Below are 21,163 nucleotides of genomic sequence, written 5' to 3' on the forward strand. Positions count from 1 at the left end.
TTTTTTCGTGCTCTGGGCCCCGTGCTGTGCGCTTCCCCTGCACCGCCGGTGGTCCGCGCCCCTCCCTCCGGCGGTCTGCGACCGGCCGCGCGGCGCATCGTGGCGGGTGGGGAGGGGTGCGGGGTGGCCCAGCGTGCATCGGGTGGGGCCAGGTGTGTGGTCGGCGCACCTGGGCAACCCCCGGGCCCGGGGCGCACCTTTGAGGTCCTGCCGGTAGCGGCGGGCCGCTGACGGAGGGGGAGACACGGGGATGCGTCTCGTTCGGGAAGAACAGATCGGCCACCGGGTGCCGGAGAGTGCTGTGGGGGCGCTGTGCGCGGAGCTTTTCGCTCCGCTGCCGCGCAGTGACCAGCGGCGCAAGGGCGAGCTGTATGTGCGGGGGCTGCTGTCGGCCGGGGGCCGGAAGTCGATCCGCAATATCGCGGCCTGTGTGGGCGACCGGGCGGCGGAGCAGAGCCTGCACCATTTCATCTCCTCCTCCACCTGGGACTGGAGCCTGGTCCGGGAGGCCCTGGCGCTGCGCCTGGAGCGGTCCCTGCGGCCCCGGGCCTGGGTGGCCCAGTCGGTGGTGATCCCGAAGGCGGGGCAGCACACGGTGGGGGTGGAGCGCCGGTTCGTGCCCAGCCTGGGGCATGTGGTCAACAGCCAGCAGGTGTTCGGGATCTGGGCGGCCAACGACGAGCTGAGCGCCCCGCTCAACTGGCGGCTGATGCTGTCCCAGGAGGACGCCCGGGAGGCCCGGGACGGGCGTGAGGAGCCCGCCTCCGGCCGGTCCGCCGGGGGCGGTCTGCCGGTGACCCCGCTGGAGTGTGTGGCGGGGGCCGCGCTGGAGGCGCAGAGCTGGGTGGGTGGGCGGGCGCGGCCGGTGGTCATGGATCTGCCGGACAGCGAACCGGCCGCGGTGGCCCGCCGGTTCGAGGCGGCCCGGATGCCGTTCCTGGCCTCCGTACGGGGCTCCACGCGGGTGCTGCCCGCGGCGTCGGCCATGCTGGGCTCCGCGCGGCCGGCTTCCGCGGCTCCGGTGCTGGCGGGCCATGACAGCCGTGAGCTCTCCGCCGATCAGCTGCTGCGCATGCTGCGGACCCTGCGGCGCCCGGTGACCTGGACGGATCCGGCGAGCATGGCGGTCCGGACGAGTCTGGTGGCGGCGGTTCCGGTGCGGCTGCCGGGCACCCGGCGGCCCCTGCTGCTGATGGGCGAGTGGACCGGCCCGGGGGTCCGGCCGCAGCAGTGCTGGATCACCGATCTGAGCGCGGTGCCCTGGGGCGGTCTGCTGCGGCTGGCGAAGCTGACCCAGCGCGTCGGCCGGGACTTCGCCGGGATCTCCACCCGGGTGGGCATGGTCGACTTCGAGGGCCGGTCCTTCGAGGGCTGGCACCGGCACACCACCCTGGCGTCGGCCGCGCACGCGGTGCAGGCGCTCACCGGGGCGCAGACGCAGCCGCAGGCGCTGGCGCCGGCCGGGGTGAGGCCGCTGGCCGGGGTGCGGGCAGCTCAGCCGGAGGCCCGGCCCGCCTGATCCCGGCGTCCGCGGACCAGTGCCTGGCGGGTGCGCTGCATCTGCAGGGCCAGCTGGACTTCCAGGGCCTGCGCGGGCTCCAGCCATTCGGGGCCGAGGAGTTCGGTGATCCGTTCCAGCCGGCGGGAGACGGTGTTGGGGTGGACGTGGAGGCTTTCGGCGGCCCGGGTGGGGCTGCAGGCCGACGCGAAGTACGCCTCCAGGGTGCGGGCCAGGTCGGTGCGCTGCTGGGTGTCGTAGTCCAGCACCGGGCCGATGGTGTTGTTGATGAACCCGGCGGTGTTGGGGCTGTCGGACAGCAGCAGGCCCAGGAAGCCCAGTTCCCGGGGCGAGGCGGTGCCGCCCCGGCCGCCGAGTGCGGTGAGGGCGTCGAGGCAGCAGCGGGCTTCCTGGTAGGTGCGGCTGATCGCGGTGAGCTCGGTGACCGGGCCCGCGGTGCCGATCGTGACGGCGTTGTTGAGGGCCGTGGTGAGTTCGTGGGAGACGGTCTTGCCGATGGCCGAGGGATCGGTGCCGGGCAGCAGCAGGATGATGCAGCCGCCGTCCACGCTCTTGAGGCCGGAGTGCTGGTGGGCGTAGGAGGAGGCCCAGATCACGGCCCGGCCCAGGGAGCCGCCCTCGGGGCGGGCCACCACGACCACGTGTGGGCCGTCGAGGTTGACGCCGAGGCGGCGGGCGCGTTCGGCGAGCTTGGCCGCCGGCAACTGGTCCTCCTTGAGGAGGTCGTTGAAGAGCTCGTCGCGTACGTGGCCCTCGGCGGCGGCCGTGCTGCGCTGCATCAGCAGGACCAGGGCGGTGGCCTGGGCGACCAGGGCGAGCAGCTGGATGGTCTCGGGGGCGTCCGAGGACGGCTGCTGGGCCGCCGGGTCGGGGGCCAGCAGGAGGGTGCCGAGGATCTCCTGGCCGGCGAGGGCCGGGGTGACCCAGAGGCCGTCGGCGGAGCGGACCGGACGGCGTTCGGTGTGGGCGTCCAGCGAGGCGGCCCGGATGGTGTTCTCGTCCAGCGTGGGGAACTCGCCGACGGTGCTCATGTCGCGGCCGGTGTGGTCGCGGATGATGAGGGATCCGCCGAGGAGCGGGGCGGCCTCGGCGGCGAGGGCGGGCAGCCCGCCGCCTTCCAGGACCAGTTCGATCAGCCGGCTGTGGGTGTCCCGCAACCGGTGTGCGGCGGCGGAGGAGTGCTTGGCGCGGGTGGTGTCCAGCTCCAGGCCGGCGACCTCGTTGCGGACCCGGTCCAGCAGGCGGGTCTTCTCGATGGCGACGGCGACCAGGTCGGCGAGCGAGCTCATCAGGGAGAGCTCGTCGGGGTCGAAGTGCCGGATGCGCCGGCCCGCGACGTACAGGTTGCCGAGGTCGGTGGATTCGTGGCGGAGCGGCACCGCCATGATGGCGTGCAGGCCCTCGGCGCGTACCACGTTGTCGATGATGTCGGAGTGGACGAAGCTGTCGTCCCGGAGGTAGTCCGCCGACCAGAAGGGGGCGGACCGCTGGCTGGCCTGGCGGCCGACGCCGCCGTTCATCGGGACGGCGAAGCCCACGGTGATCGCCGAGGTGTGGCCGTCGGCGGCGCGCACGATGGAGCGGGACTCGGGGAAGTCGTGGAAGGTCACCCAGGACATGTCGAGGCCCAGCAGCAGGCGGGCGCGGCGGGTGATGATGTTCAGCAGGGTGTCGAGGGTGTAGGGGTGGGTCAGGTCTCGGGCGGTGTCGACGAGGGCGCTGAGGCCGGCCTCGCGCTGCTGGCGGCGGGCGAAGAGGCCGCGGATGTTCAGGGAGAGGTCCTTGGCCCGGGTCAGGCGGGCCAGCTCCTCGTCGGAGGCCCCGGAGTTCCGTGCTTCGTACACGAGCCGCTCGAATTCCTCGGCGGGTGCCTCTCGGGCCAGCAGCTCCAGCATTTCGGACACATCCGTATGCCGCTTTTGACTCCCCGACATCACAATCGTCCCCCTCGACGTACCGCTGTGCTGCCTGCCCCGGTGGAACGTAATGCGGTCAACAGGGCCTGGTCAACATTAACTTGAGTCAAGAGTGCCAGGTCAGAGCGGCGCAGTGTGGCTCGGGCACCGTTCGCCGCAAGTGATGCGGTTGTCTGGCCACCTTCTGGGAGGACCTGTTGCAGATCAGTCTGGTTGGGCGCCAAGTCCGGCGCCGTGCCACGGGTTGTGACGGGGGTCCGATGACGCAGGTCCAGAACTTTGAGCGGTCGCTCCACCGGGTGTTCGCCCCGGTCTTCTGCCCGGCGACCGAACGGGCGGTGGACTTCCTGGATCTGGATGTGCCCGGGGCGCCCCCGCGCGGCGGGTCCTTCCTGGACGTGGGCTGTGGGACCGGGGTGATCGCGGTGATGGCGGCCGTGGCCGGATACGACCGGGTCGTTGCCGCCGACATCAGCCCGCGGGCGGTGGAGAACACGGCCGCGAACGCCCAACGGCACGGGGTGGAGGACCGGTTGAGCGCGCTGCACAGCGATCTGTTCTCCGGTCTCGGGGACGGCGACCGCTTCGACACCATCTTCTGGAGCTCCCCCTGTGTGCGGGCACCGGAGGGCGACCTGTCCGGGGCGCCGTACGGGCGCACCCACCGGGATTCCGGCGACCGGGCCTACCGGCGCTATCTGGAGCAGGCGCCGTACTGGCTCGCGCCGAACGGCTCGGCGCTGCTGCACTTCAGCGACCGGGGCGATGTGCCGGGCCTGTACCGGATGGCCGAGGAGTGCGGGCGGGAGCTGAAGGTGCTGCGCAGTCACCGGGTGCGGGAGGGAGAACCCGGCCGGGAGGCCGAGTACGTCGAGCACCTGCTGATTCAGATCCTGCCGGTCAGGATCTGAGGACCCAGGCGTGCTGGAGCCGGTTGAGCTCCACGGTCTCCAGCACGTCGGCGACGTCCGCCATGCGGACCCCGAGGGTTTCCAGGATGTCCAGCGCGCGGCGGCCCTCGATGTGTGCGTTCAGCAGGGTGTCCCCGCGCAGTTCCACCTGCGTCGCGGCGCTCTCCAGAACCTCCAGGGAGGCCGCGTGGGCGGTGTTGGTGCCGACGAGTTCGCTGATGTGGCGGGGGCGGACCGCGGTCCACAGCAGACCCGGAGGGAGCGCGCCCGCGGCCCGGAGCACCCGCCACCATTCGCCGCTGAGCCGTTCCTCCCGGAGCCGGTAGATCTGCCGGGCGAGGGCGACGGCCGCGGTGTCCTGCGCCCGGACGGCGGGCCCGCTGCGGGAGGGGAGCGCGGAGAGGCGGGCGTTGACCTCGGCGTCGAGCAGACCCACCGGCACGGAGGCCACGGCGGCTATCCCGTCGAGCGGCCGGCCGGCCGTGAGGGCCCGCTCCAGACCGTTCAGGTAGGCGCCGATCACCTGGTCGTACCGTTCGACGGAGAAGACGAGATCGGCATCGACACCGATGCCGAGGGCCACGCACTCCTCCAGGGCGAGGAGTCCTGCCTCGGTCGCCGGGATGCGCAGGAGCAGATTGGGCCGGCCCACCTCGGCGTGTACGGAGCGGGCGTCCGCCACCATGGCCTGCGCATCGTGAGCCACCCGCGGGTCCACCGGTACGGACACCCGCCCGTGCCGGCCCTCACTCGCCAGGTAGGTGTCCCACAGGGTGTCGCAGGTCCGCCGGGCGGTGTCGGGGTCGGCATCGGTGGCCACGGCGCCGTGGAGCAGCGCCGCTTCGGCGGGGCGGTACAGCGCGCCCGGCATGAGGTCCGCGTTGCTCGCGGCCAGCCAGGGCGATACTCCCTCCGCCGCCAACTGCTTCAGCAGCGCCATGGCAGGTTGGCTCATCATGAGCCGAGCGTAGGCGGGTGCGCCCCTTTGCTGCTGATTTTCCCCGGCTCCTTGTCAGGTCGGCGCGGGTCGAGATCTCGACTACCGAAGATTGTCTGAAAACCGCTCCAGAAATCGTCAGGATGCAGTGGCGGGCGATGCCTCGCGTTTCACGTGAAACATCGTCGGTGGATCCCCCGGACGGACCCGTCACCCGGCCGACCGGCCCCAGGTGAACGACAGTGGATAAGGGGCACACGGCTCAGGGGGGCAACCACGCCGGAGGCGTACCACCATGGGAATCTTCGACTTCCTCAAGTCCGACCGGAAAAAGGCGCAGGAAGCCGCCGGGAAACCGGCGGAACAGGCCCGTTCGGCAGCTCCTGCCGCGCCCCCCAGGCCCGCGCCCGGCACACCGACCACCCACACGCCGCCGGAGGCGGCCAAGCGCTCTGCCCCACCGCAGCACACCCCGCTGCCCGGCGCCGCCCAGCCGAAGCAGGTCACCCCGCACGTCCCGCCGGGTACCGCCAAGCGCTCCGCGCCCAAGCCGCCTCCGCATCCCGAGAAGCACCCCGACTAGCGGAAGAAGGGGCCCGGATTCGGGCCCCTTCTTTTCTTTCTTCTCCTGCGCTGCTCAGTGGTTCTTGTCGGCGTCGGCCTCGGCCTCCGCCGCCTCCTTCGCCTGGAGCTCGTCGTCGAGGTTCGGCGGCTCGCTGTCCCGCGCGGACAGCTCCGTCGCCGCCGGCGGCTCCACCAGCCAGTCCGGGTTCGACTGCCGGTCCCACCACTTCCATGCCACGAACGCCGCCCCGGCCAGCAGCCCGACCAGGGCCACCCCGCGGAGCGCCCGCCCGCACTTCTCGCGCCGTTCCCGACGCCGCACCAGCCGGTGCACTTCCTTCGCCGACACCTTGCCGCTCAGCGCCGCGTACGCCGCGGCCGACCGGGACGCGGCCTCCTCGGCGACCGGCTGCGTCGCGGCGATCGCGTGTTCGATCTTCGGTGTCGTGTAGTCGGCTGCCTGCCGGGCGGCCTTGCGGGTCTGCAGTACGGCAGTCGTCGCCGCCCGGTCCACCGGCGGCGGCACGTGCGTACGGGCCTGCTGCATTCGTGGATGCAGGTGGGTGTCATAGGCCGAACGGGCCTGCCGTGCCGCCTCTTGGGCCGCGGACGACACCATGGGCGTCAACCGCACATTCGCCTCGTGCGCGTAGCGCACCGCTGCTTCCTTGGCGGTCTCTGCGTACGGCACCACCACGTCCGCGGCGTAGCGCACGGTGTCCTTCGCACTATCGGCCGCTGCGCGCACGCTGTCCTTGCGGGTCGTCACAGGATCCTCCTCCTCGGTGGCGGACACAGTTCACCTTTCCACCCTTTGTCGGATCATGCCTCCCATAACGCCTCGCGGCATGCGTGACAGGGCATACGGGTGGCCGATTCCGACGATTTCTTGACCAAGCGGCACACCGTGCGAGGATCTGGAACCGACAGTGATGACTATGGAAGGCAGATCCGTGGCCGAGAAGCTCTACGCCACCCTGAAGACCAACCACGGCGACATCGAGATCGAGCTGCTGCCGAACCACGCGCCGAAGACCGTCCGCAATTTCACCGAACTCGCCACCGGCGAGCGTGAGTGGACCCGCCCCAGCGACGGTCAGAAGACCACCGACCGTCTCTACGACGGCACCGTCTTCCACCGGGTCATCAGCGGCTTCATGATTCAGGGCGGCGACCCCCTCGGCAACGGCATGGGCGGCCCCGGCTACCAGTTCGCCGACGAGTTCCACCCCGATCTCGCCTTCACCGAGCCCTACCTGCTCGCCATGGCCAACGCCGGGCCGGGCACCAACGGCTCGCAGTTCTTCATCACCGTCGCCCCCACCGCCTGGCTGACCCGCAAGCACACCATTTTCGGCAAGGTCACCGGCAAGGCCGGCCAGGCCGTCGTCGACGCCATCGCCAAGCTCCCCACCAACCCGCGCACCGAGCGGCCCCTGACGGACGTGGTCCTCGAATCCGTTGTGATCGAGAAGCGCTGACCCGCGCCCGGGAACCATTGCGCCCTGTCCGTCCGTACTCGATACGTACCGGACCGGCGGGGCGGCGTCCCGCCTTCGTCGCCGCCGACCGAGGGAACCGATGGACACCTGCTACCGGCATGCGGACCGGGAGACCGGCATCCGCTGCACCCGCTGCGAGCGGCCGATCTGCCCCGACTGCATGATCAGTGCCTCGGTCGGCTACCAGTGCCCCGAGTGCGTCCGCGGAGCCCCCGTCGCCGTCCCGCGCAATGTCGCGGGCGCCGCCCTCACCGCGGGCGACCCGCACCTGGTCACCAAGATCCTCATCGGGATCAATGTGACCGTCTTCCTCGCGGTGCTGGCCTCTCCCGCCCTCGCGGTCCATCTGGAGCTGCTGGGCCGGTATGTGGAATACATCGGCGGACCGGTGCAGGGGGTTTCCACCGGTGAGTACCACCGGCTGCTGACCTCGGTCTTCCTCCACCAGGAGTGGTGGCACCTGGCGGGCAACATGCTGGGCCTGTGGGTGGTCGGCGGCCCGCTGGAGGCGGCCCTGGGGCGGGCCCGCTATCTGAGCGTGTACCTGCTGTCCGGCCTGGCCGGCAGCGCCCTGGTCTATCTGCTCACCCCGCCGAACCTGGCCACCCTCGGCGCCTCGGGTGCCGTCTTCGGCCTGTTCGGCGCCACCGCCGTGCTGATGCGGCGGATGCGGTATGACATGGCGCCGGTCGCCGGCATGCTCGTGCTGATGCTGGCGATGACCTTCATCCCGTCCGGTGTCTCCTGGCAGGCCCACATCGGCGGCCTGGTGGCGGGAGCCCTGGTCGGGGCGGCCATGGTGTGGCCCACGGCCGGCGGCCGGAACCGGGTCGCCGTGCAGTGGGCCGTCTGCGTCCTGGTCTTCTGCACATCCGCCGCGATGATCCTGCTGCGGACGGCCGAGCTGACTCCCTGACCCCCGGCCCGACCCCCCGGCCTGCCCCCGACCGACTGATCACACCGGCGTCAACCGGGGGCCGCCCACTTACTTATCCACAGACCTTCGTATCTTTTCCTCAGGTGTGGATAGCGCTGTGGATAACTAAGGGGAGAGCTTGCGCCGGAACCCCTGGAGTGCTTCGGCTCGCGCGGCTACTTCCACTGGGTGGATACGCCGAAACCCGCCGCAATAAAGCCGAAACCGACTACAATGTTCCAATTGCCCAGTGCCTCAATCGGCAGCTGGGTCTCCGTGACATAGAAGACGACGATCCAGGCCAGCCCGATCAGGAACAGTGCCAGCATCACCGGAGCGACCCAGCTGCGGCTGGTCAGCTTGATGGCCTGCGCCTGCCTCGCCGGCGGCGGCGTGTAGTCGTCCTTCTTGCGGATACGTGACTTCGGCACGAGGGTCTCTCCTGTCGATGCGCTGGGGACCTTGCCTCCCCCGGGCGTCCGTTAGCGTAGTGGGTCTTCGGCGTGTTGAAGGAGAAGGGTACGTTGAGCAATTCCGACGGCTCCTCCGCGGGTCCCCGTCGCCGGGCCAGACCGGTCCGGCTGCTGACCGCCGCCGTGTTCGCCCTGGCCGGCCTGATTTTCGTGACCAGCTTCAACACCTCCAAGGGTACGAACATCCGCACGGACGATTCACTCCTCAGGCTCTCCGACCTGATCCAGGAGCGCTCCCAGAACAACAAGGAGCTCGGGGAGGGCACCGCGGCCGTCCGCCGCGAGGTCGACGCCCTCGCCGACCGCGACGACGGCAGCACCCGGGCCGAGGACGCCAGGCTGCAGGCGCTGCGCACCGCCGCCGGCACCGAGGAGCTCTCCGGCAAGGGCCTGACCGTCACCCTCAACGACGCCCCGCCCAACGCCACGGCCAAGATCCCCAACGTGCCCGAGCCGCAGCCCAACGATCTGGTCATCCACCAGCAGGACCTCCAGGCCGTGGTCAATGCGCTCTGGCAGGGCGGAGCCAAGGGCATCCAGGTGATGGACCAGCGGCTGATCTCCACCAGCGCGGTGCGCTGCGTCGGCAACACCCTGATCCTGCAGGGCCGGGTCTACTCGCCGCCGTACAAGGTGACGGCCGTCGGGGACCAGGACCAGCTGAAGAAGGCGCTGGCCGCCTCCCCGGCGCTGCAGAACTACCAGCTGTACGTCAACGCGTACGGGCTGGGCTGGAAAGTCGACGAGCACAAGGCGGTGACTCTGCCCGGCTACTCCGGCACAGTTGACCTCCACTATGCGAAGCCCGTGGCAAGCGCCGAGAGTTCCGCGTGACGTCGTCGTCCGCCTGGTGGTCCGGACGTTCAGCGAGGTGTGCCTGACGGTCGGCACGGTGATCGTGCTGTTCGTGGCGTACGTCGTGTTCTGGACCGGGGTGAAGGCCGACCGGGCCATGGACGGCGAGATGGAGCGGCTGCGTGGCCGCTGGGCGGCGGCCCCGCAGGCCGGGCAGGCTCCGGGCGCTCCCCGGCCCTCCGGCGCCCCAGAGCCCCCTCTGGCCCCGCAGGAGCCGGTCTCTCGCCCCCGGGGCCGGGCCTTCGCGGAGATGTACATTCCGCGCTTCGGGGCAGACTGGGTCAAACCGGTCATCGAGGGGACTGGTGCCGAGCTCCTGAAGAAGGGCCTGGGCCACTACGAGGGCACCGCACCGCCGGGCGGAACCGGGAACTTCGCGGTGGCCGGCCACCGGCGCACCTACGGCGACCCCTTCAAGGACTTCCCCGAGCTGCGCCCCGGCGACACGGTGGTGATCAAGGACGCGACCAGCTGGTACACGTACACGGTCCGCAACCGGCCCCTGCGCACACTGCCGACCGAGACCGGGGTGGTCGATCCGGTACCGAAGCGCTCCCCGTTCACCGGCCCGGGCCGCTACCTGACACTGACGACCTGCGATCCGGAGTGGGGACACAGCCACCGCCTTATCGTGTGGGCGGAACTGACCGAGACAAGGCCGGTGAAGCGCGCCAGCCTTTAGGCTGTTCCGGAACACCCACGGGGGGTACGGGAAGGACAACGGGCGGTTATGTACGGCTGGATCTGGCGGCATCTGCCGGGCAACGCGTGGATTCGCGCGCTGATTTCCCTGGCGCTGGTGCTCGCCGTGGTGTTCGTGCTGTTCCAGTACGTCTTCCCGTGGGCCGAACCACTTCTCCCGTTCAACGATGTGACAGTCGACGAGGGATCGGGAGCCAATCGGTGAGCGCGCGCATTCTGGTTGTGGACAACTACGACAGCTTCGTCTTCAACCTGGTCCAGTACCTGTACCAGCTCGGTGCCGAGTGCGAGGTGCTGCGCAACGACGAGGTGGAGCTGTCCCACGCTCAGGACGGCTTCGACGGCGTCCTGCTGTCCCCCGGCCCGGGCACCCCCGAGGAGGCCGGCGTCTGCGTGGACATGGTCCGGCACTGCGCCGCGACCGGCGTCCCGGTCTTCGGCGTCTGCCTGGGCATGCAGTCCATGGCGGTCGCGTACGGCGGCGTGGTGGGCCGCGCCCCGGAGCTGCTGCACGGCAAGACCTCCCCCGTCACCCACGAGGGCCTGGGCGTCTTCCAGGGCCTCCCGTCGCCCTTCACGGCGACCCGCTACCACTCGCTGGCCGCCGAGCCCCAGACCGTCCCGGACGAGCTCCAGGTGACGGCCTGGACCGAGGACGGAATCATCATGGGGCTGCGGCACCGGGAGCACGACGTCGAGGGTGTGCAGTTCCACCCGGAGTCGGTGCTCACCGAGTGGGGCCACCGGATGCTGGCGAACTGGCTGGTCCGGTGCGGTGACACCGGGGCCGTGGAGCGTTCGGTGGGACTGGCCCCGGTGGTGGGCAAGGCCGTCGCGTGACCGCGTACGCGCCGCCCGTGCCCTCCGGGGGCCGGGCTGCGCGGCGCAGGGCTGCCCAGGAGGCGGCCAAACGCGCCCGCCGGCGCCGGCGGGGCGGCCCGCTGGTGATCGCGAGCCGGGCGGCCGGGGAGCTGTTCATCACGGCCGGCCTGGTGATGCTGCTGTTCGTGACGTACCAGCTCTGGTACACGAACGTGCTGGCGGAGCGGCAGGCGAACGGGGCGGCGGGCTCGCTCCGGGAGGACTGGGACGCGGGCGTTCCGGGGCCCGCGGTGTCGGAATTCTCGCCGGGCCAGGGATTCGCGATCATGTACATCCCCAAGCTGGACGTGAAGGTGCCGGTGGCCCAGGGGATCAGCAAGCCGAAGGTGCTGGACCGGGGCATGGTCGGGCATTACGCGGACGGTGCGCTGAAGTCGGCGATGCCCGGGGACAAGGCGGGGAATTTCGCGGTGGCCGGCCACCGGAACACCCACGGCGAACCCTTCCGGTACATCAACCGGCTGCGGCCCGGGGACCCGATCGTGGTCGAGACCCGGGATGCGTACTACACGTACGAGATGACCTCGATGCTGCCGCAGACGCCGCCCACGAATGTGTCGGTGATCAAACCGGTGCCGGAGGGGTCCGGGTTTTCCGGCCCGGGCCGGTACATCACGCTGACCACGTGCACGCCGGAGTTCACGAGCACCTACCGGATGATCGTATGGGGCAGGATGGTCGACGAACGCCCCCGGAGCCAGGGCGCTCCGCCCGTGCTCGCCAGCTCGTAGAGGACCACCGCAGTGTCACACGCCGTCCGTCCCCGTCGTCACCGGATCGCGGGCTTCCTGAGCCTGCTGGGCGAGCTGCTGATCACGGCAGGCCTCGTGCTGGGCCTGTTCGTCGTGTACTCGCTGTGGTGGACCAATGTCCTGGCCGACCGGACCGCTTCGGCGAAGGCCGATGCCGTCCGCGAACGGTGGCTGGCAGCACCGGCGCCTTCCGCGCCGGCCGCGGGGCCGGGCGCGCTGGACACGGCCGGCGGGATCGGCTTCCTGCACGTGCCGGCGCTGCGCAACGGCGAGGTGCTGGTGAAGCGGGGGACCTCGGCGGAGGTGCTGAACGACGGGGTGGCCGGGTACTACACGGATCCGGTGAAGTCGGCGCTGCCCTGGGACGCGTCGGGGAACTTCTCGCTGGCGGCGCACCGGGACGGGCACGGGGCGAAGTTCCACAACATCCACAAGCTGCGGACGGGTGATCCGATCGTCTTCGAGACGAAGGACACCTGGTACGTGTACCGGGTCTACGCGGAACTGCGGCAGACCTCGAAGTACAACGTGAACGTCCTGGCCCCGGTACCGAAGGAATCGGGCCGGACGACGCCGGGCCGGTACATCACCCTGACCACCTGCACCCCGGTGTACACCTCGAAGTACCGGTACATCGTCTGGGGCGAACTGGTCCGCACGGACAAGGTCGACAAGAACCGCACCAGGCCACCGGAACTCCGCTGACCAGCTGACCCGCTGACCGGCCCGCGGCCCGGCCCGCCGGCTCAGCGCAGCGCCTGGAGGGCAACGCCGGAGCTCCAGGCCTCGAGCAGGCCGCGGTGGACGGCGGTGACGCCGGTCTCTGCGGCGATGGCCAGGGACTCGCGAGTGAAGGCGCAGGTGGCCACGAAGAGGGCCACGTCGGCCTGGTGGAGCACTTTGGCGGCGCCGAGGAACTTCTGCATCTCGGCGCTGAGGACGTGCCGGAACGGGGCGAAGTTCTTGCACTGGACGGCGACCTTGCGGCCGTCGGCGGTGCGGGCGCTGATGTCGACGCCGCGGTCGCCGTGGCCGCCGTGGACGACGACGTCGGTGCATCCGTCGCGCCGGAGCAGGCCGGCGACGTGGTGCTCGAACTGCCGCCAGTTCATGGCGTCGATGGTGCCCATGATGCCGGTGAGGGCGGGGACGCCCCGGGCGGGCTCGTGCCGGTCGAGTCGCTGCCGGATCCGGTCCACGTCCTCGCGGAGCGAGATGAGCTCCTTGCGCTGCTCGCCGGCGGTCTCGATGAGCGCGTTCAGCATGGGCGTGACGGTCATCCGGAGCACGTCGGTGATGCGGTCGTCGATCCGCTCGTCGATCGCCTCCCACGGAGGCCTGTGGACAACTTTATCCACAGGCTGCGTGCGGGCCGCGTGCTCGGTGTCGAGGAGATACGTACGCACCTGACGTGCGACTTCGCTGTCCCGCAGCAGCATTCCGATGTTGAGGACGGCCCGCCTGCTGTAGATGGTGAGGCTGCGGCGGTGCGTCGAGAGTGACAGGTTGTCACTCTCGAATTGTCGCATTTGCTCGCCCTGGAGAACCGTCATTCCGTTGATCGAGAGTTCGCCGCGGTGGCGTTGGGAGAGTTGCCGGATCACGTTGTCCGTGACTTCGTAGTACGCCGCCACCATCGCCGTGGTCACGTGCAGCCCGTCCGGCAGCAGGGAGAGTGTCCTCACGCGGTCCAGCACGTCTGTGCGGTCCAGGACTCCTGCCCGGAGCGTCTGCGATTCCAGCAGTACCGATTCGTTGATCACGACTACTCCCACCCTTCCGGGCGGAGTCCGACACCCCACCCCATTCGGATCAACGAGTCCCGACATATGAAGACACGATCGGGCTTCGTGGAAATGTGCGGAGTGCGGTACGCCATACAAAAAGCACATAGCCCGGCCCCTCCTTGGAGGGGCCGGGCTATGTGTTGGGCAGGGGTGGGTCTCAGCGGCGGCCGAGGCCGAACCAGCCGCTGTTGCTGCCGTTGGCGCCGCCGTCCTGCTGCTGGATGATCGGGGTGCCGGGCAGCGTCCAGACGTTGACCGCGCTGTTCGGGGCGACCGGCTGGTTGGCGCCGGGCACGGAGACGGTGATCCTGGCGGTCTCGTCCGTGGGGCCGGTGACCGTGCCGAGGGTCAGGCCCCTCTGCGCGAGCAGGGCCGTTGCCTCGGCGAGGGTCCGGCCGGTCAGCGGCGGCACCGTGATCTGTGCCGCGGCCTTGGCGATCTCCACGTTGACCGCGGTGTTCGGCTCGACCTCGGAGCCTGCGGTCTCGCTCTGGCCGACGATGCTCTTCGGCTTCTCCGCGGACTCGACCTCGGTGGTGCTGCCGAGCTTGAGGCCGTTCTCCTGGAGCTTCTTCTTCGCCTCGTTCACCGTCAGGCCCTTGAGGTCCGGGACGGTGGCCTTCGACACTTCCTTGGACACGGTCAGGACGACCGTGGAGCCCTGGTCGACCTGGGTGCCGCCCGTCGGGCTCTGCTTGATGACGGTGCCCGGGGTGCGGGCCGACTCCTCGGTCTTCCGCTCGACCACGAAGCCCTTGTCCCGCAGGTCCTTCTCCGCGGCGTCGGCCGGCACGTTGAGCACGTCGAGCATCGCGATCTTGGGCTTGCCGGTCGAGACCTTGACCTTGATCTCGCCGCCCTTGTCGAGGCGGGAGCCGTTGGCCGGGTTCTGCGAGCACACCATGCCCTTGGGCTGGGTGTCGCAGGCCTCTTCGGCCTCCTTGACCACCTTCAGCCCGACGTTGTCTGCGTTGCGCACGGCCTCGTCGAAACCGATGCCGACGAGCTGGGGCACGCTGGGCCGGTTGTCGGCATTGCCGCTGAACAGCGAGCGGCCGATCAGTATGGCGCCGACCAGCACCAGGATGCCCGCCGCGACCAGCAGGACCGTGGAGGCCCGGCTCTTCTTCTGGCTGCCGCGGCGGCGCTGGCCGCCCTGGTCGTAGCCCTGGTCCGGGTAGTAGCCGCCGTCCCCGGGGGGCATCGGCGGCATCATCGAGGTCTGGCCGGGCTCAGCGGCGCGCAGGGCGGTGGTGGGCTGGTCGTAGCCCTGGTGCCCGTAGCCGTGGTTCTGGTCGGGGTAGCCGTAGCCTCCGGCGTTCATGGAGGCGGTGGCGGCGACGGGCTGGCCGTCGAGGCAGGCCTCGATGTCGGCGCGCATCTCGTCGGCGCTCTGGTACCGGTAGTCGGGGTCCTTGACCAGCGCCTTCAGGACGATCGCGTCCATCTCGGGGGTGATCTCGGAGTCGAAGTTCGACGGGGGCTGCGGTTCCTCGCGGACGTGCTGGTAGGCCACCGCGACCGGGGAGTCGCCCACGAAGGGCGGCCGGACGGTCAGCAGCTCGTAGAGCAGGCAGCCGGAGGAGTACAGGTCGGACCGCGCGTCGACCTGCTCGCCCTTGGCCTGCTCCGGGGAGAGGTACTGGGCGGTGCCGATGACCGCGGCGGTCTGGGTCATGGTCATGCCGGAGTCGCCCATGGCGCGGGCGATGCCGAAGTCCATCACCTTGACCTGGCCGGTGCGGGTGAGCATGACGTTGGCGGGCTTGATGTCGCGGTGGACGATCCCGGCCCGGTGGGAGTACTCCAGGGCCTGGAGGATGCCGATGGTCATTTCCAGGGTGCGCTCGGGCAGCAGCTTGCGGCCGGAGTGCAGGAGCTCGCGCAGGGTGGATCCGTCGACGTACTCCATCACGATGTACGGGATGGAGATGTTGTCGACGTAGTCCTCGCCGGTGTCGTAGACCGCGACGATCGCCGGGTGGTTGAGCGAGGCGGCCGACTGGGCCTCGCGGCGGAACCGGGCCTGGAAGGACGGGTCGCGTGCGAGGTCGGCGCGCAGAGTCTTGACGGCGACGGTACGACCGAGCCGGGTGTCGTGGGCGAGGTAGACCTCGGCCATGCCACCTCGGCCGAGCACGTGGCTCAGCTCGTACCGGCCGCCGAGGCGACGCGGCTCTTCCATAACTTCCAGCCCTCTCCGTCAGTCCCGACCGCACCGGTGTGTGGTCCGGCGGTGTGCTGCTCGCGCAAAGGCTACCGGCCGATCGTGGTCGATCGGCTCGTGACCACAGGCCGATACCGGACCGGTACCGTCTGCGGTCGCCTCCACCGGCCGGTGCCGGTGCGCGTGCTCAGCTCTGGCTCTTGAGTACGGCCTCCATGACGGCCTTGGCCACCGGGGCGGCGAGGCCGCCGCCGCTGATGTCCTCGCGGTCGGCCTCGCTGTCCTCGATCACGACGGCGACGGCGACCGGAGAGCCCTGGTCGGTCTTGGCGTAGGAGATGAACCAGGCGTAGGGGCGCTTGGCGTTCTTCTCGCCGTGCTGGGCGGTGCCGGTCTTGCCGCCGACCGTGACGCCCTTGATCTTGGCCTTGCCGCCGGTGCCGTTGTCGACGACGTTGACCATCATCTCCTGGACCTTCTGGGCGTTCTCGGCGGAGAGCGGGCGGCTCATCTCCTCCGGGTCGTTCTTCTCGACGAGGTCGGCGTGGGGGGAGGTGAGCTGGTCGACCATGTAGGGCTTCATCAGCTTGCCGTCGTTGGCGACCGCGGCGGCGACCATGGCCATCTGCAGCGGGGTGGCGGCGGTGTTGAACTGGCCGATGGAGCTCTGGGCGTTGCCGTCCCGGCTCATGGTCTTGTCGTAGACGCTGGCGAAGGCGCGGACCGGGGTGTCGATCTTCTCGTTGTTGAAGCCGAACTTCTCGGCGGTCTTCACCATGTTGTCCCGGGTCACCTTGTCGCCGAGGTTGGCGAACACGGAGTTGCAGGACACCTTCAGTGCCTCGTTCAGGCTGGCCTTCTCGCAGCCCTTGGCGTGGTTGACCATCGGGGTGCGGGTGCCGGGGAGGATGTACGGCTCGGGGGTGTCGGTGGGGGCGTTGATGTCGGTGACGACACCGTGCTCGAGGGCCGCGGCGGCGGTGACCACCTTGAAGGTGGAGCCGGGCGGGTAGGTCTCCCGCAGGGCGCGGTTGACCAGCTTCTTGTCCTCGCTGTCCTTGAGCGCGACCCAGGCCTTCTCGTCGTTCTTGGAGTTGCCGGCGAAGGACGAGGGGTCGTAGGACGGGGTGGAGACGAGGGCCAGGATCGCGCCGGTGCGCGGGTCGATCGCGGCGACGGCGCCCTTGCGGTCGCCGAGCTTGTCGAAGGCGGCCTTCTGCGCGGCGGCGTTCAGGGTGGTGACCACGTGGCCGCCCTGCTTCTTGTCGCCGGTGAACATGCCGATGGTGCGGTCGAAGAACAGCCGGTCGTCGTTGCCGGTGAGGATGCCGTCCTCGAGGGATTCGAGCTGGTTGGAGCCGAAGGCCTGGGAGGCGTACCCGGTGACGGGGGCCCACATTGGGCCGTTCACGTAGGTGCGCTTGAACTTGTAGTCGCTGCCGTTGGTGACCATGGAGCCGGTGATCGGCTCGCCCTGGACGATGATGTTGCCGCGTTCCTGGGCGTACTGGGCGATCTGGACCCGGCGGTTCTCCTTGCGGGTGGAGAGCTCTTCGGCCTGCACGTACTGGAGCCAGTTGGTGCGGATCATCAGCGCGAGGACCAGCAGCCCGCAGAAGATCGAGATGCGGCGCAGGGGCTTGTTCATGACGGGCGGACCACCTGGGTCATCTCGGAGTCGGGGGACGGTGCGGGGGCCGGGGCGGGGCGGCGTGCGGTGTCGCTGATCCGGATGAGGATGCCGATGAGGGCCCAGTTCGCGAGGACGGAGGAGCCGCCGGAGGCGAGGAAGGGCATGGTCATGCCGGTGAGGGGGATGAGTCCCATCACACCGCCGGCGACCACGAAGATCTGGAGGGCGAAGGCGCCGGAGAGGCCGATGGCGAAGAGCTTGCCGAAGGGGTCGCGGGCGGCGAGGGCGGTGCGTACGCCGCGCTCGATGATCAGGCCGTAGAGCAGGAGGAAGGCCATGACGCCGGCGAGGCCGAGCTCTTCGCCGACGGTGGCGAAGATGAAGTCGGAGTTGGTGGCGAAGCCGATCAGGTCGGAGTTGCCCTGGCCCCAGCCGGCGCCGAGGACACCGCCTGAGCCGAAGCTCATGATCGATTGGGCGATCTGCTCGCAGGCGCCGGCGTCGGCCTCGGCTCGCTGCCAGCAGCCGAAGGGGTCCATCCAGGCGCTGACACGGGCCCCGACGTGGCTGGAGAAGGAGGCGACCACGACGGCGCCGCCGACCGACATCAGCAGGCCGATGATGATCCAGCTGGTCCGCTCGGTGGCCACGTACAGCATGATCACGAACATGCCGAAGAACAGCAGCGAGGTGCCGAGGTCGTTCTCGAAGATCAGGATGAGCAGGCTCATCGCCCAGATCGCCAGGATCGGGCCGAGGTCGCGGCCTCGCGGCAGGTAGAGCCCCATGAACCGGCGGGAGGCCAGGGCCAGGGCGTCGCGCTTGACCATCAGGTACCCGGCGAAGAAGACCGCGAGGACGATCTTGGCGAACTCGCCGGGCTGGATGGAGAATCCGGCGACGCGAATCCAGATCTTGGCGCCGAAGACATTCGCGCCGAGGCCGGGGACGAGCGGCAGCAGGAGCAGCACCAGGGCGGTGACCATGGAGATGTAGGTGAACCGCTGGAGGACGCGGTGGTCCTTGAGGAGCAGGAGGACGCCGGAGAACAGGGCGATGCCGAGCGCCGTGTAGAGCATCTGGTTGGGCGCGGATTCGGAGAACGCGCCGAAGATCGCCTTGGCGCGGTTCTGCAGGCGAACCGACTGGTCCAGCCGCCAGATGAGCACCAGGCCGAGGCCGTTGAGCAGGATGCCGAGCGGCAGCAGCAGCGGGTCGGCGTACTTGGCGAAGCGCCGTACGACGAGGTGGGCGATGCCGGCGAGCAGGGCGAGGCCGAAGCCGTACGCGAGCATGCCGGGGGGCAGCTTGCCATCGATCGCGAGGCCCACGTTGGCGTAGGCGAAGATCGGGATGACCACGGCGAACCCGAGCAGCATCAGCTCGGTGTTGCGCCGGCTCGGTAGCTCGATGGCGCCGATGGTGGTCGTGTTGGTGACAACGCTCATGGTGTGACGGGCCCCCTGTGCCCGCGTGTGACTGCCGCTACTGCTGTTACTGCTTTCCGCACAGACTGACCAGCTTCTGCTCTTCCGGAGTCAGTGCGCTGTCGGCGGGCGGTGTCTGGTTGGCCGCCTCGGCGTTCCGGCGGATTTCGTCCTTCTTGCAGGCGGAGACCTGGGTGGAGAATTCGTCGACCTTCTGGCGGGCGCCGTCGAGGGTGCCCTCGCTGATGGTGTCCTCGACGAGCTTCTTCTTGAACGGCGGCAGGTACTTCAGTTCGATGTCGGTGCGGTCGGTCTCCACCTCGGACAGCTTGATGGGGCCGAGGTTCTGGTTGATGCCGCGGTAGAGGGCGACGTGATCGCCCTTGACGCCGACGAAGTACTGGGTCTGGGTCCAGCGCCAGCCGGCGTAGAGACCGCCGCCGATGACGCCGAGGACGAGCAGCAGGATCAGGGAGCGGCCGACCCAGCGGGTGCCCTTGCTGCGGCGCCTGCGGGGGTGGTCGTACGTGTCCTCGTACGAGGCGTCCTCGGCGTACGGGTCGGGTTCGCCGAAGGTTCCGTAGCCGCCGCCGCTGCCGCCGTATCCGCCGTCGGAGGAGCCGTAGCCGGGGGCTTCGCCGCTGCCGGGCGGGCCGAAGGCGCCGCCGGGCGGCGGGGCCTGGCGGCCGAGGCCGGAGGCGCGGCCCGCCGGGGTCTGCATGGCGTTGCCGCCGTCGAAGAGCTGGTGCTGGTTCTCGGCGACGGCGCCGACGACGACCGGGGTGTCGTTCAGCTGGGCGGCGAGGGTGTCGCCGCTGTCGGTGTCGAGGACGTCGGCGACGATGCAGGTGATGTTGTCGGGTCCGCCGCCGCGCAGGGCGAGCTGGATCAGGGCCTGCACGGTCTCGTGCGGGCCGTGGTAGTCGGCGAGGGTCTCTTCCAGGGTCTGGTGGGAGACGACGCCGGAGAGCCCGTCGGAGCAGATCAGATACCGGTCGCCGGCCCGGACCTCGCGGATGGAGAGATCGGGTTCGACGTGTTCGCCGCTGCCCAGGGCGCGCATCAGCAGGGAGCGCTGCGGGTGGGTGGTGGCTTCCTCTTCGGTGATGCGGCCCTCGTCGACGAGGCGCTGCACCCAGGTGTGGTCCTGGGTGATCTGGGTGAGGATGCCGTCGCGGAGCAGGTAGGCGCGGGAGTCTCCGACATGGACCAGGCCGAGCCGCTGGCCGGTCCACAGCAGGGCGGTCAGGGTGGTGCCCATGCCTTCGAGCTGCGGGTCCTCCTCGACCATGACGCGCAGGACGTCGTTGGCCCGCTGCACGGCGATGCCGAGGGAGGTGAGGATGTCGGAGCCGGGGACGTCGTCGTCGAGCTGGACGAGGTTCGAGATCACCTCGGAGGAGGCGACCTCACCGGCGGCCTGGCCGCCCATGCCGTCGGCGATCGCGAGGAGACGGGGGCCGGCGTAGCCGGAGTCTTCGTTCCCCTCGCGGATCATGCCCTTGTGCGAACCGGCGGCGAACCGCAGGGACAGACTCATGGGCACCTGCCCTGTCGACGCTGACTCCGGGTACAACCGGTCTCGAGCCACACTGCCCACCCTCCGGTCGGGAGCGCGCGCGGGGCCGTGTTTCCGGCGGGACCGGGGGTCCGGCCGGTTCGGCCCGCTGCGGCTCGCTCGCTCCGCTCGCTCATTCTCGTACTACTTCCGCAGCTCGATGACGGTCTTGCCGATGCGGATCGGGGCGCCCGGCGGAATGGGCGTCGGTGTGGTCAGGCGGGTCCGGTCGAGATACGTGCCGTTGGTGGACCCGAGATCCTCGACGATCCACTGGCCGTCACGGTCGGGGTAGATCCTGGCATGCCGGCTGGAGGCGTAGTCGTCGTCCAGCACGATCGTCGAGTCGTGGGCGCGACCGAGGGTGATGGTCTGGCCCGCGAGGGTGACCGTGGTGCCCGTCAGAGTGCCTTCGGAGACGACCAGCTTGGTGGGTGCGCCACGGCGCTGCCGCTGCTGCGGGGGCGCGGCGGCCTGGCGGCCACCGCCCTGCGCCGCCTGGGCGCGGCTGTCCGCGCCGCCGCGGCGGGAGCCGCGCTGCGTCACCCGCGTCCCGAAGAGATCGCTGCGGATGACCTGGACGGCCACGATGACGAACAGCCACAGAACGGCCAGGAAACCCAACCGCATGACCGTAAGGGTCAGCTCTGACATTGCCCCCG

The 21,163-nt window shown here is 70.0% G+C and carries 20 protein-coding genes and 1 pseudogene; 11 read left to right on the forward strand and 10 right to left on the reverse strand.

Annotated elements, in window-relative coordinates; translation table 11 throughout:
* The first annotated feature begins 250 nt into the window (after positions 1-250).
* Positions 251-1,519, forward strand: a complete 1,269-nt coding sequence (locus ABT123_RS06015) for an IS701 family transposase (protein ID WP_351310249.1) — start codon at positions 251-253, stop codon at positions 1,517-1,519.
* Here the strand turns inward: ABT123_RS06015 and ABT123_RS06020 are convergent.
* On the reverse strand, positions 1,495-3,414 hold the full coding sequence (locus ABT123_RS06020; protein ID WP_351310558.1) for a helix-turn-helix domain-containing protein: 1,920 nt from the start codon (positions 3,412-3,414) through the stop codon (positions 1,495-1,497). The two genes, ABT123_RS06015 and ABT123_RS06020, sit on opposite strands and share 25 nt — an antisense overlap.
* Positions 3,415-3,695: 281 nt before the next feature.
* On the opposite strand from ABT123_RS06020, the gene ABT123_RS06025 reads away from it, so the two are divergent.
* Positions 3,696-4,346, forward strand: coding sequence for a methyltransferase (locus ABT123_RS06025; RefSeq protein WP_351310251.1), 651 nt, complete (start codon positions 3,696-3,698; stop codon positions 4,344-4,346).
* Here ABT123_RS06025 and ABT123_RS06030 read toward each other — a convergent pair.
* The gene (locus ABT123_RS06030) at positions 4,336-5,304 is read right to left on the reverse strand and encodes a transaldolase family protein (protein ID WP_351310253.1); all 969 of its coding nucleotides are present in this window, start codon (positions 5,302-5,304) and stop codon (positions 4,336-4,338) included. The two genes, ABT123_RS06025 and ABT123_RS06030, sit on opposite strands and share 11 nt — an antisense overlap.
* Before the next feature lie 274 nt (positions 5,305-5,578).
* Between ABT123_RS06030 and ABT123_RS06035 the strand changes: the two genes are divergently transcribed.
* Positions 5,579-5,866, forward strand: a complete 288-nt coding sequence (locus tag ABT123_RS06035; protein ID WP_351310255.1) for a hypothetical protein — start codon at positions 5,579-5,581, stop codon at positions 5,864-5,866.
* Between the two features lie 54 nt (positions 5,867-5,920).
* Here ABT123_RS06035 and ABT123_RS06040 read toward each other — a convergent pair whose 3' ends face one another.
* The gene (locus tag ABT123_RS06040) at positions 5,921-6,616 is read right to left on the reverse strand and encodes a DUF5324 family protein (protein WP_351310256.1); all 696 of its coding nucleotides are present in this window, start codon (positions 6,614-6,616) and stop codon (positions 5,921-5,923) included.
* A 184-nt stretch (positions 6,617-6,800) separates the two neighbouring features.
* On the opposite strand from ABT123_RS06040, the gene ABT123_RS06045 reads away from it, so the two are divergent.
* Complete coding sequence (locus ABT123_RS06045) at positions 6,801-7,328, forward strand: peptidylprolyl isomerase (RefSeq protein WP_351310560.1); 528 nt, start codon at positions 6,801-6,803, stop codon at positions 7,326-7,328.
* A 100-nt stretch (positions 7,329-7,428) separates the two neighbouring features.
* Positions 7,429-8,265 (forward strand): rhomboid family intramembrane serine protease, encoded by an 837-nt coding sequence (locus tag ABT123_RS06050; RefSeq protein ID WP_351310258.1) that lies wholly within the window; start codon positions 7,429-7,431, stop codon positions 8,263-8,265.
* Between the two features lie 176 nt (positions 8,266-8,441).
* Here the strand turns inward: ABT123_RS06050 and crgA are convergent, their stop codons facing one another.
* The gene (gene crgA, locus ABT123_RS06055; RefSeq protein ID WP_351310260.1) at positions 8,442-8,696 is read right to left on the reverse strand and encodes a cell division protein CrgA; all 255 of its coding nucleotides are present in this window, start codon (positions 8,694-8,696) and stop codon (positions 8,442-8,444) included.
* A gap of 93 nt (positions 8,697-8,789) precedes the next feature.
* Here crgA and ABT123_RS06060 point away from each other — a divergent pair, with 93 nt between their 5' ends.
* The 6 genes and pseudogenes from ABT123_RS06060 (at position 8,790) to ABT123_RS06085 (ending at position 12,634) form a co-directional block, all read left to right on the forward strand.
* Entirely contained in the window at positions 8,790-9,572 is a 783-nt protein-coding gene (locus tag ABT123_RS06060) for a DUF881 domain-containing protein (protein WP_351310262.1), read from the forward strand.
* On the forward strand, positions 9,535-10,275 hold the full coding sequence (locus tag ABT123_RS06065) for a class E sortase (RefSeq protein ID WP_351310264.1): 741 nt from the start codon (positions 9,535-9,537) through the stop codon (positions 10,273-10,275). Before ABT123_RS06060 ends, ABT123_RS06065 begins: the two co-directional genes overlap by 38 nt.
* 48 nt (positions 10,276-10,323) lie before the next feature.
* Positions 10,324-10,500 (forward strand): hypothetical protein, encoded by a 177-nt coding sequence (locus ABT123_RS06070; protein ID WP_351310266.1) that lies wholly within the window; start codon positions 10,324-10,326, stop codon positions 10,498-10,500.
* A complete protein-coding gene (locus ABT123_RS06075; protein WP_351310268.1) occupies positions 10,497-11,135 on the forward strand; it encodes an aminodeoxychorismate/anthranilate synthase component II in 639 nt (212 codons plus the stop codon). Before ABT123_RS06070 ends, ABT123_RS06075 begins: the two co-directional genes overlap by 4 nt.
* Positions 11,078-11,908, forward strand: a pseudogene (locus ABT123_RS06080) (class E sortase); the annotation flags it as partial. The gene ABT123_RS06075 and the pseudogene ABT123_RS06080, both read left to right, overlap by 58 nt.
* A 12-nt stretch (positions 11,909-11,920) precedes the next feature.
* Positions 11,921-12,634, forward strand: a complete 714-nt coding sequence (locus ABT123_RS06085) for a class E sortase (protein WP_351310270.1) — start codon at positions 11,921-11,923, stop codon at positions 12,632-12,634.
* A 41-nt stretch (positions 12,635-12,675) separates the two neighbouring features.
* Here the strand turns inward: ABT123_RS06085 and ABT123_RS06090 are convergent, their stop codons facing one another.
* The 6 genes from ABT123_RS06090 to ABT123_RS06115 form a co-directional block, all read right to left on the reverse strand.
* Positions 12,676-13,692 carry a restriction endonuclease gene (locus tag ABT123_RS06090; protein ID WP_351310272.1) on the reverse strand — a complete coding sequence of 339 codons (1,017 nt, stop codon included), beginning with the start codon at positions 13,690-13,692 and terminating at the stop codon, positions 12,676-12,678.
* Between the two features lie 181 nt (positions 13,693-13,873).
* Positions 13,874-15,901, reverse strand: a complete 2,028-nt coding sequence (gene pknB / locus ABT123_RS06095) for a Stk1 family PASTA domain-containing Ser/Thr kinase (RefSeq protein WP_351310274.1) — start codon at positions 15,899-15,901, stop codon at positions 13,874-13,876.
* Positions 15,902-16,070: 169 nt separating this feature from the next.
* Positions 16,071-17,531 (reverse strand): peptidoglycan D,D-transpeptidase FtsI family protein, encoded by a 1,461-nt coding sequence (locus tag ABT123_RS06100; RefSeq protein WP_351310276.1) that lies wholly within the window; start codon positions 17,529-17,531, stop codon positions 16,071-16,073.
* On the reverse strand, positions 17,528-18,964 hold the full coding sequence (locus tag ABT123_RS06105; RefSeq protein ID WP_351310277.1) for an FtsW/RodA/SpoVE family cell cycle protein: 1,437 nt from the start codon (positions 18,962-18,964) through the stop codon (positions 17,528-17,530). Before ABT123_RS06105 ends, ABT123_RS06100 begins: the two co-directional genes overlap by 4 nt.
* Positions 18,965-19,010: 46 nt before the next feature.
* The gene (locus tag ABT123_RS06110; protein ID WP_351310279.1) at positions 19,011-20,483 is read right to left on the reverse strand and encodes a PP2C family protein-serine/threonine phosphatase; all 1,473 of its coding nucleotides are present in this window, start codon (positions 20,481-20,483) and stop codon (positions 19,011-19,013) included.
* A 162-nt stretch (positions 20,484-20,645) separates the two neighbouring features.
* A complete protein-coding gene (locus tag ABT123_RS06115) occupies positions 20,646-21,155 on the reverse strand; it encodes an FHA domain-containing protein FhaB/FipA (RefSeq protein ID WP_351310281.1) in 510 nt (169 codons plus the stop codon).
* Between the last annotated feature and the right edge of the window lie 8 nt (positions 21,156-21,163).

Origin of the sequence: Streptomyces sp. NPDC002054 (assembly GCF_040296685.1) — a bacterium.
Lineage (GTDB): Bacteria > Actinomycetota > Actinomycetes > Streptomycetales > Streptomycetaceae > Streptomyces.

What these genes read in the sequence shown, in the direction of transcription:
- ABT123_RS06015 (WP_351310249.1), top strand. Translation starts at nt 251, where the DNA reads ATGCGTCTCGTTCGGGAAGAACAGATCGGCCACCGGGTGCCGGAGAGT.
- ABT123_RS06020 (WP_351310558.1), bottom strand. Translation starts at nt 3,414, where the DNA reads ATGCTGGAGCTGCTGGCCCGAGAGGCACCCGCCGAGGAATTCGAGCGG.
- ABT123_RS06025 (WP_351310251.1), top strand. Translation starts at nt 3,696, where the DNA reads ATGACGCAGGTCCAGAACTTTGAGCGGTCGCTCCACCGGGTGTTCGCC.
- ABT123_RS06030 (WP_351310253.1), bottom strand. Translation starts at nt 5,304, where the DNA reads ATGATGAGCCAACCTGCCATGGCGCTGCTGAAGCAGTTGGCGGCGGAG.
- ABT123_RS06035 (WP_351310255.1), top strand. Translation starts at nt 5,579, where the DNA reads ATGGGAATCTTCGACTTCCTCAAGTCCGACCGGAAAAAGGCGCAGGAA.
- ABT123_RS06050 (WP_351310258.1), top strand. Translation starts at nt 7,429, where the DNA reads ATGGACACCTGCTACCGGCATGCGGACCGGGAGACCGGCATCCGCTGC.
- ABT123_RS06065 (WP_351310264.1), top strand. Translation starts at nt 9,535, where the DNA reads ATGCGAAGCCCGTGGCAAGCGCCGAGAGTTCCGCGTGACGTCGTCGTC.
- ABT123_RS06070 (WP_351310266.1), top strand. Translation starts at nt 10,324, where the DNA reads ATGTACGGCTGGATCTGGCGGCATCTGCCGGGCAACGCGTGGATTCGC.
- pknB (WP_351310274.1), bottom strand. Translation starts at nt 15,901, where the DNA reads ATGGAAGAGCCGCGTCGCCTCGGCGGCCGGTACGAGCTGAGCCACGTG.
- ABT123_RS06100 (WP_351310276.1), bottom strand. Translation starts at nt 17,531, where the DNA reads ATGAACAAGCCCCTGCGCCGCATCTCGATCTTCTGCGGGCTGCTGGTC.
- ABT123_RS06105 (WP_351310277.1), bottom strand. Translation starts at nt 18,964, where the DNA reads ATGAGCGTTGTCACCAACACGACCACCATCGGCGCCATCGAGCTACCG.
- ABT123_RS06110 (WP_351310279.1), bottom strand. Translation starts at nt 20,483, where the DNA reads ATGAGTCTGTCCCTGCGGTTCGCCGCCGGTTCGCACAAGGGCATGATC.
- ABT123_RS06115 (WP_351310281.1), bottom strand. Translation starts at nt 21,155, where the DNA reads ATGTCAGAGCTGACCCTTACGGTCATGCGGTTGGGTTTCCTGGCCGTT.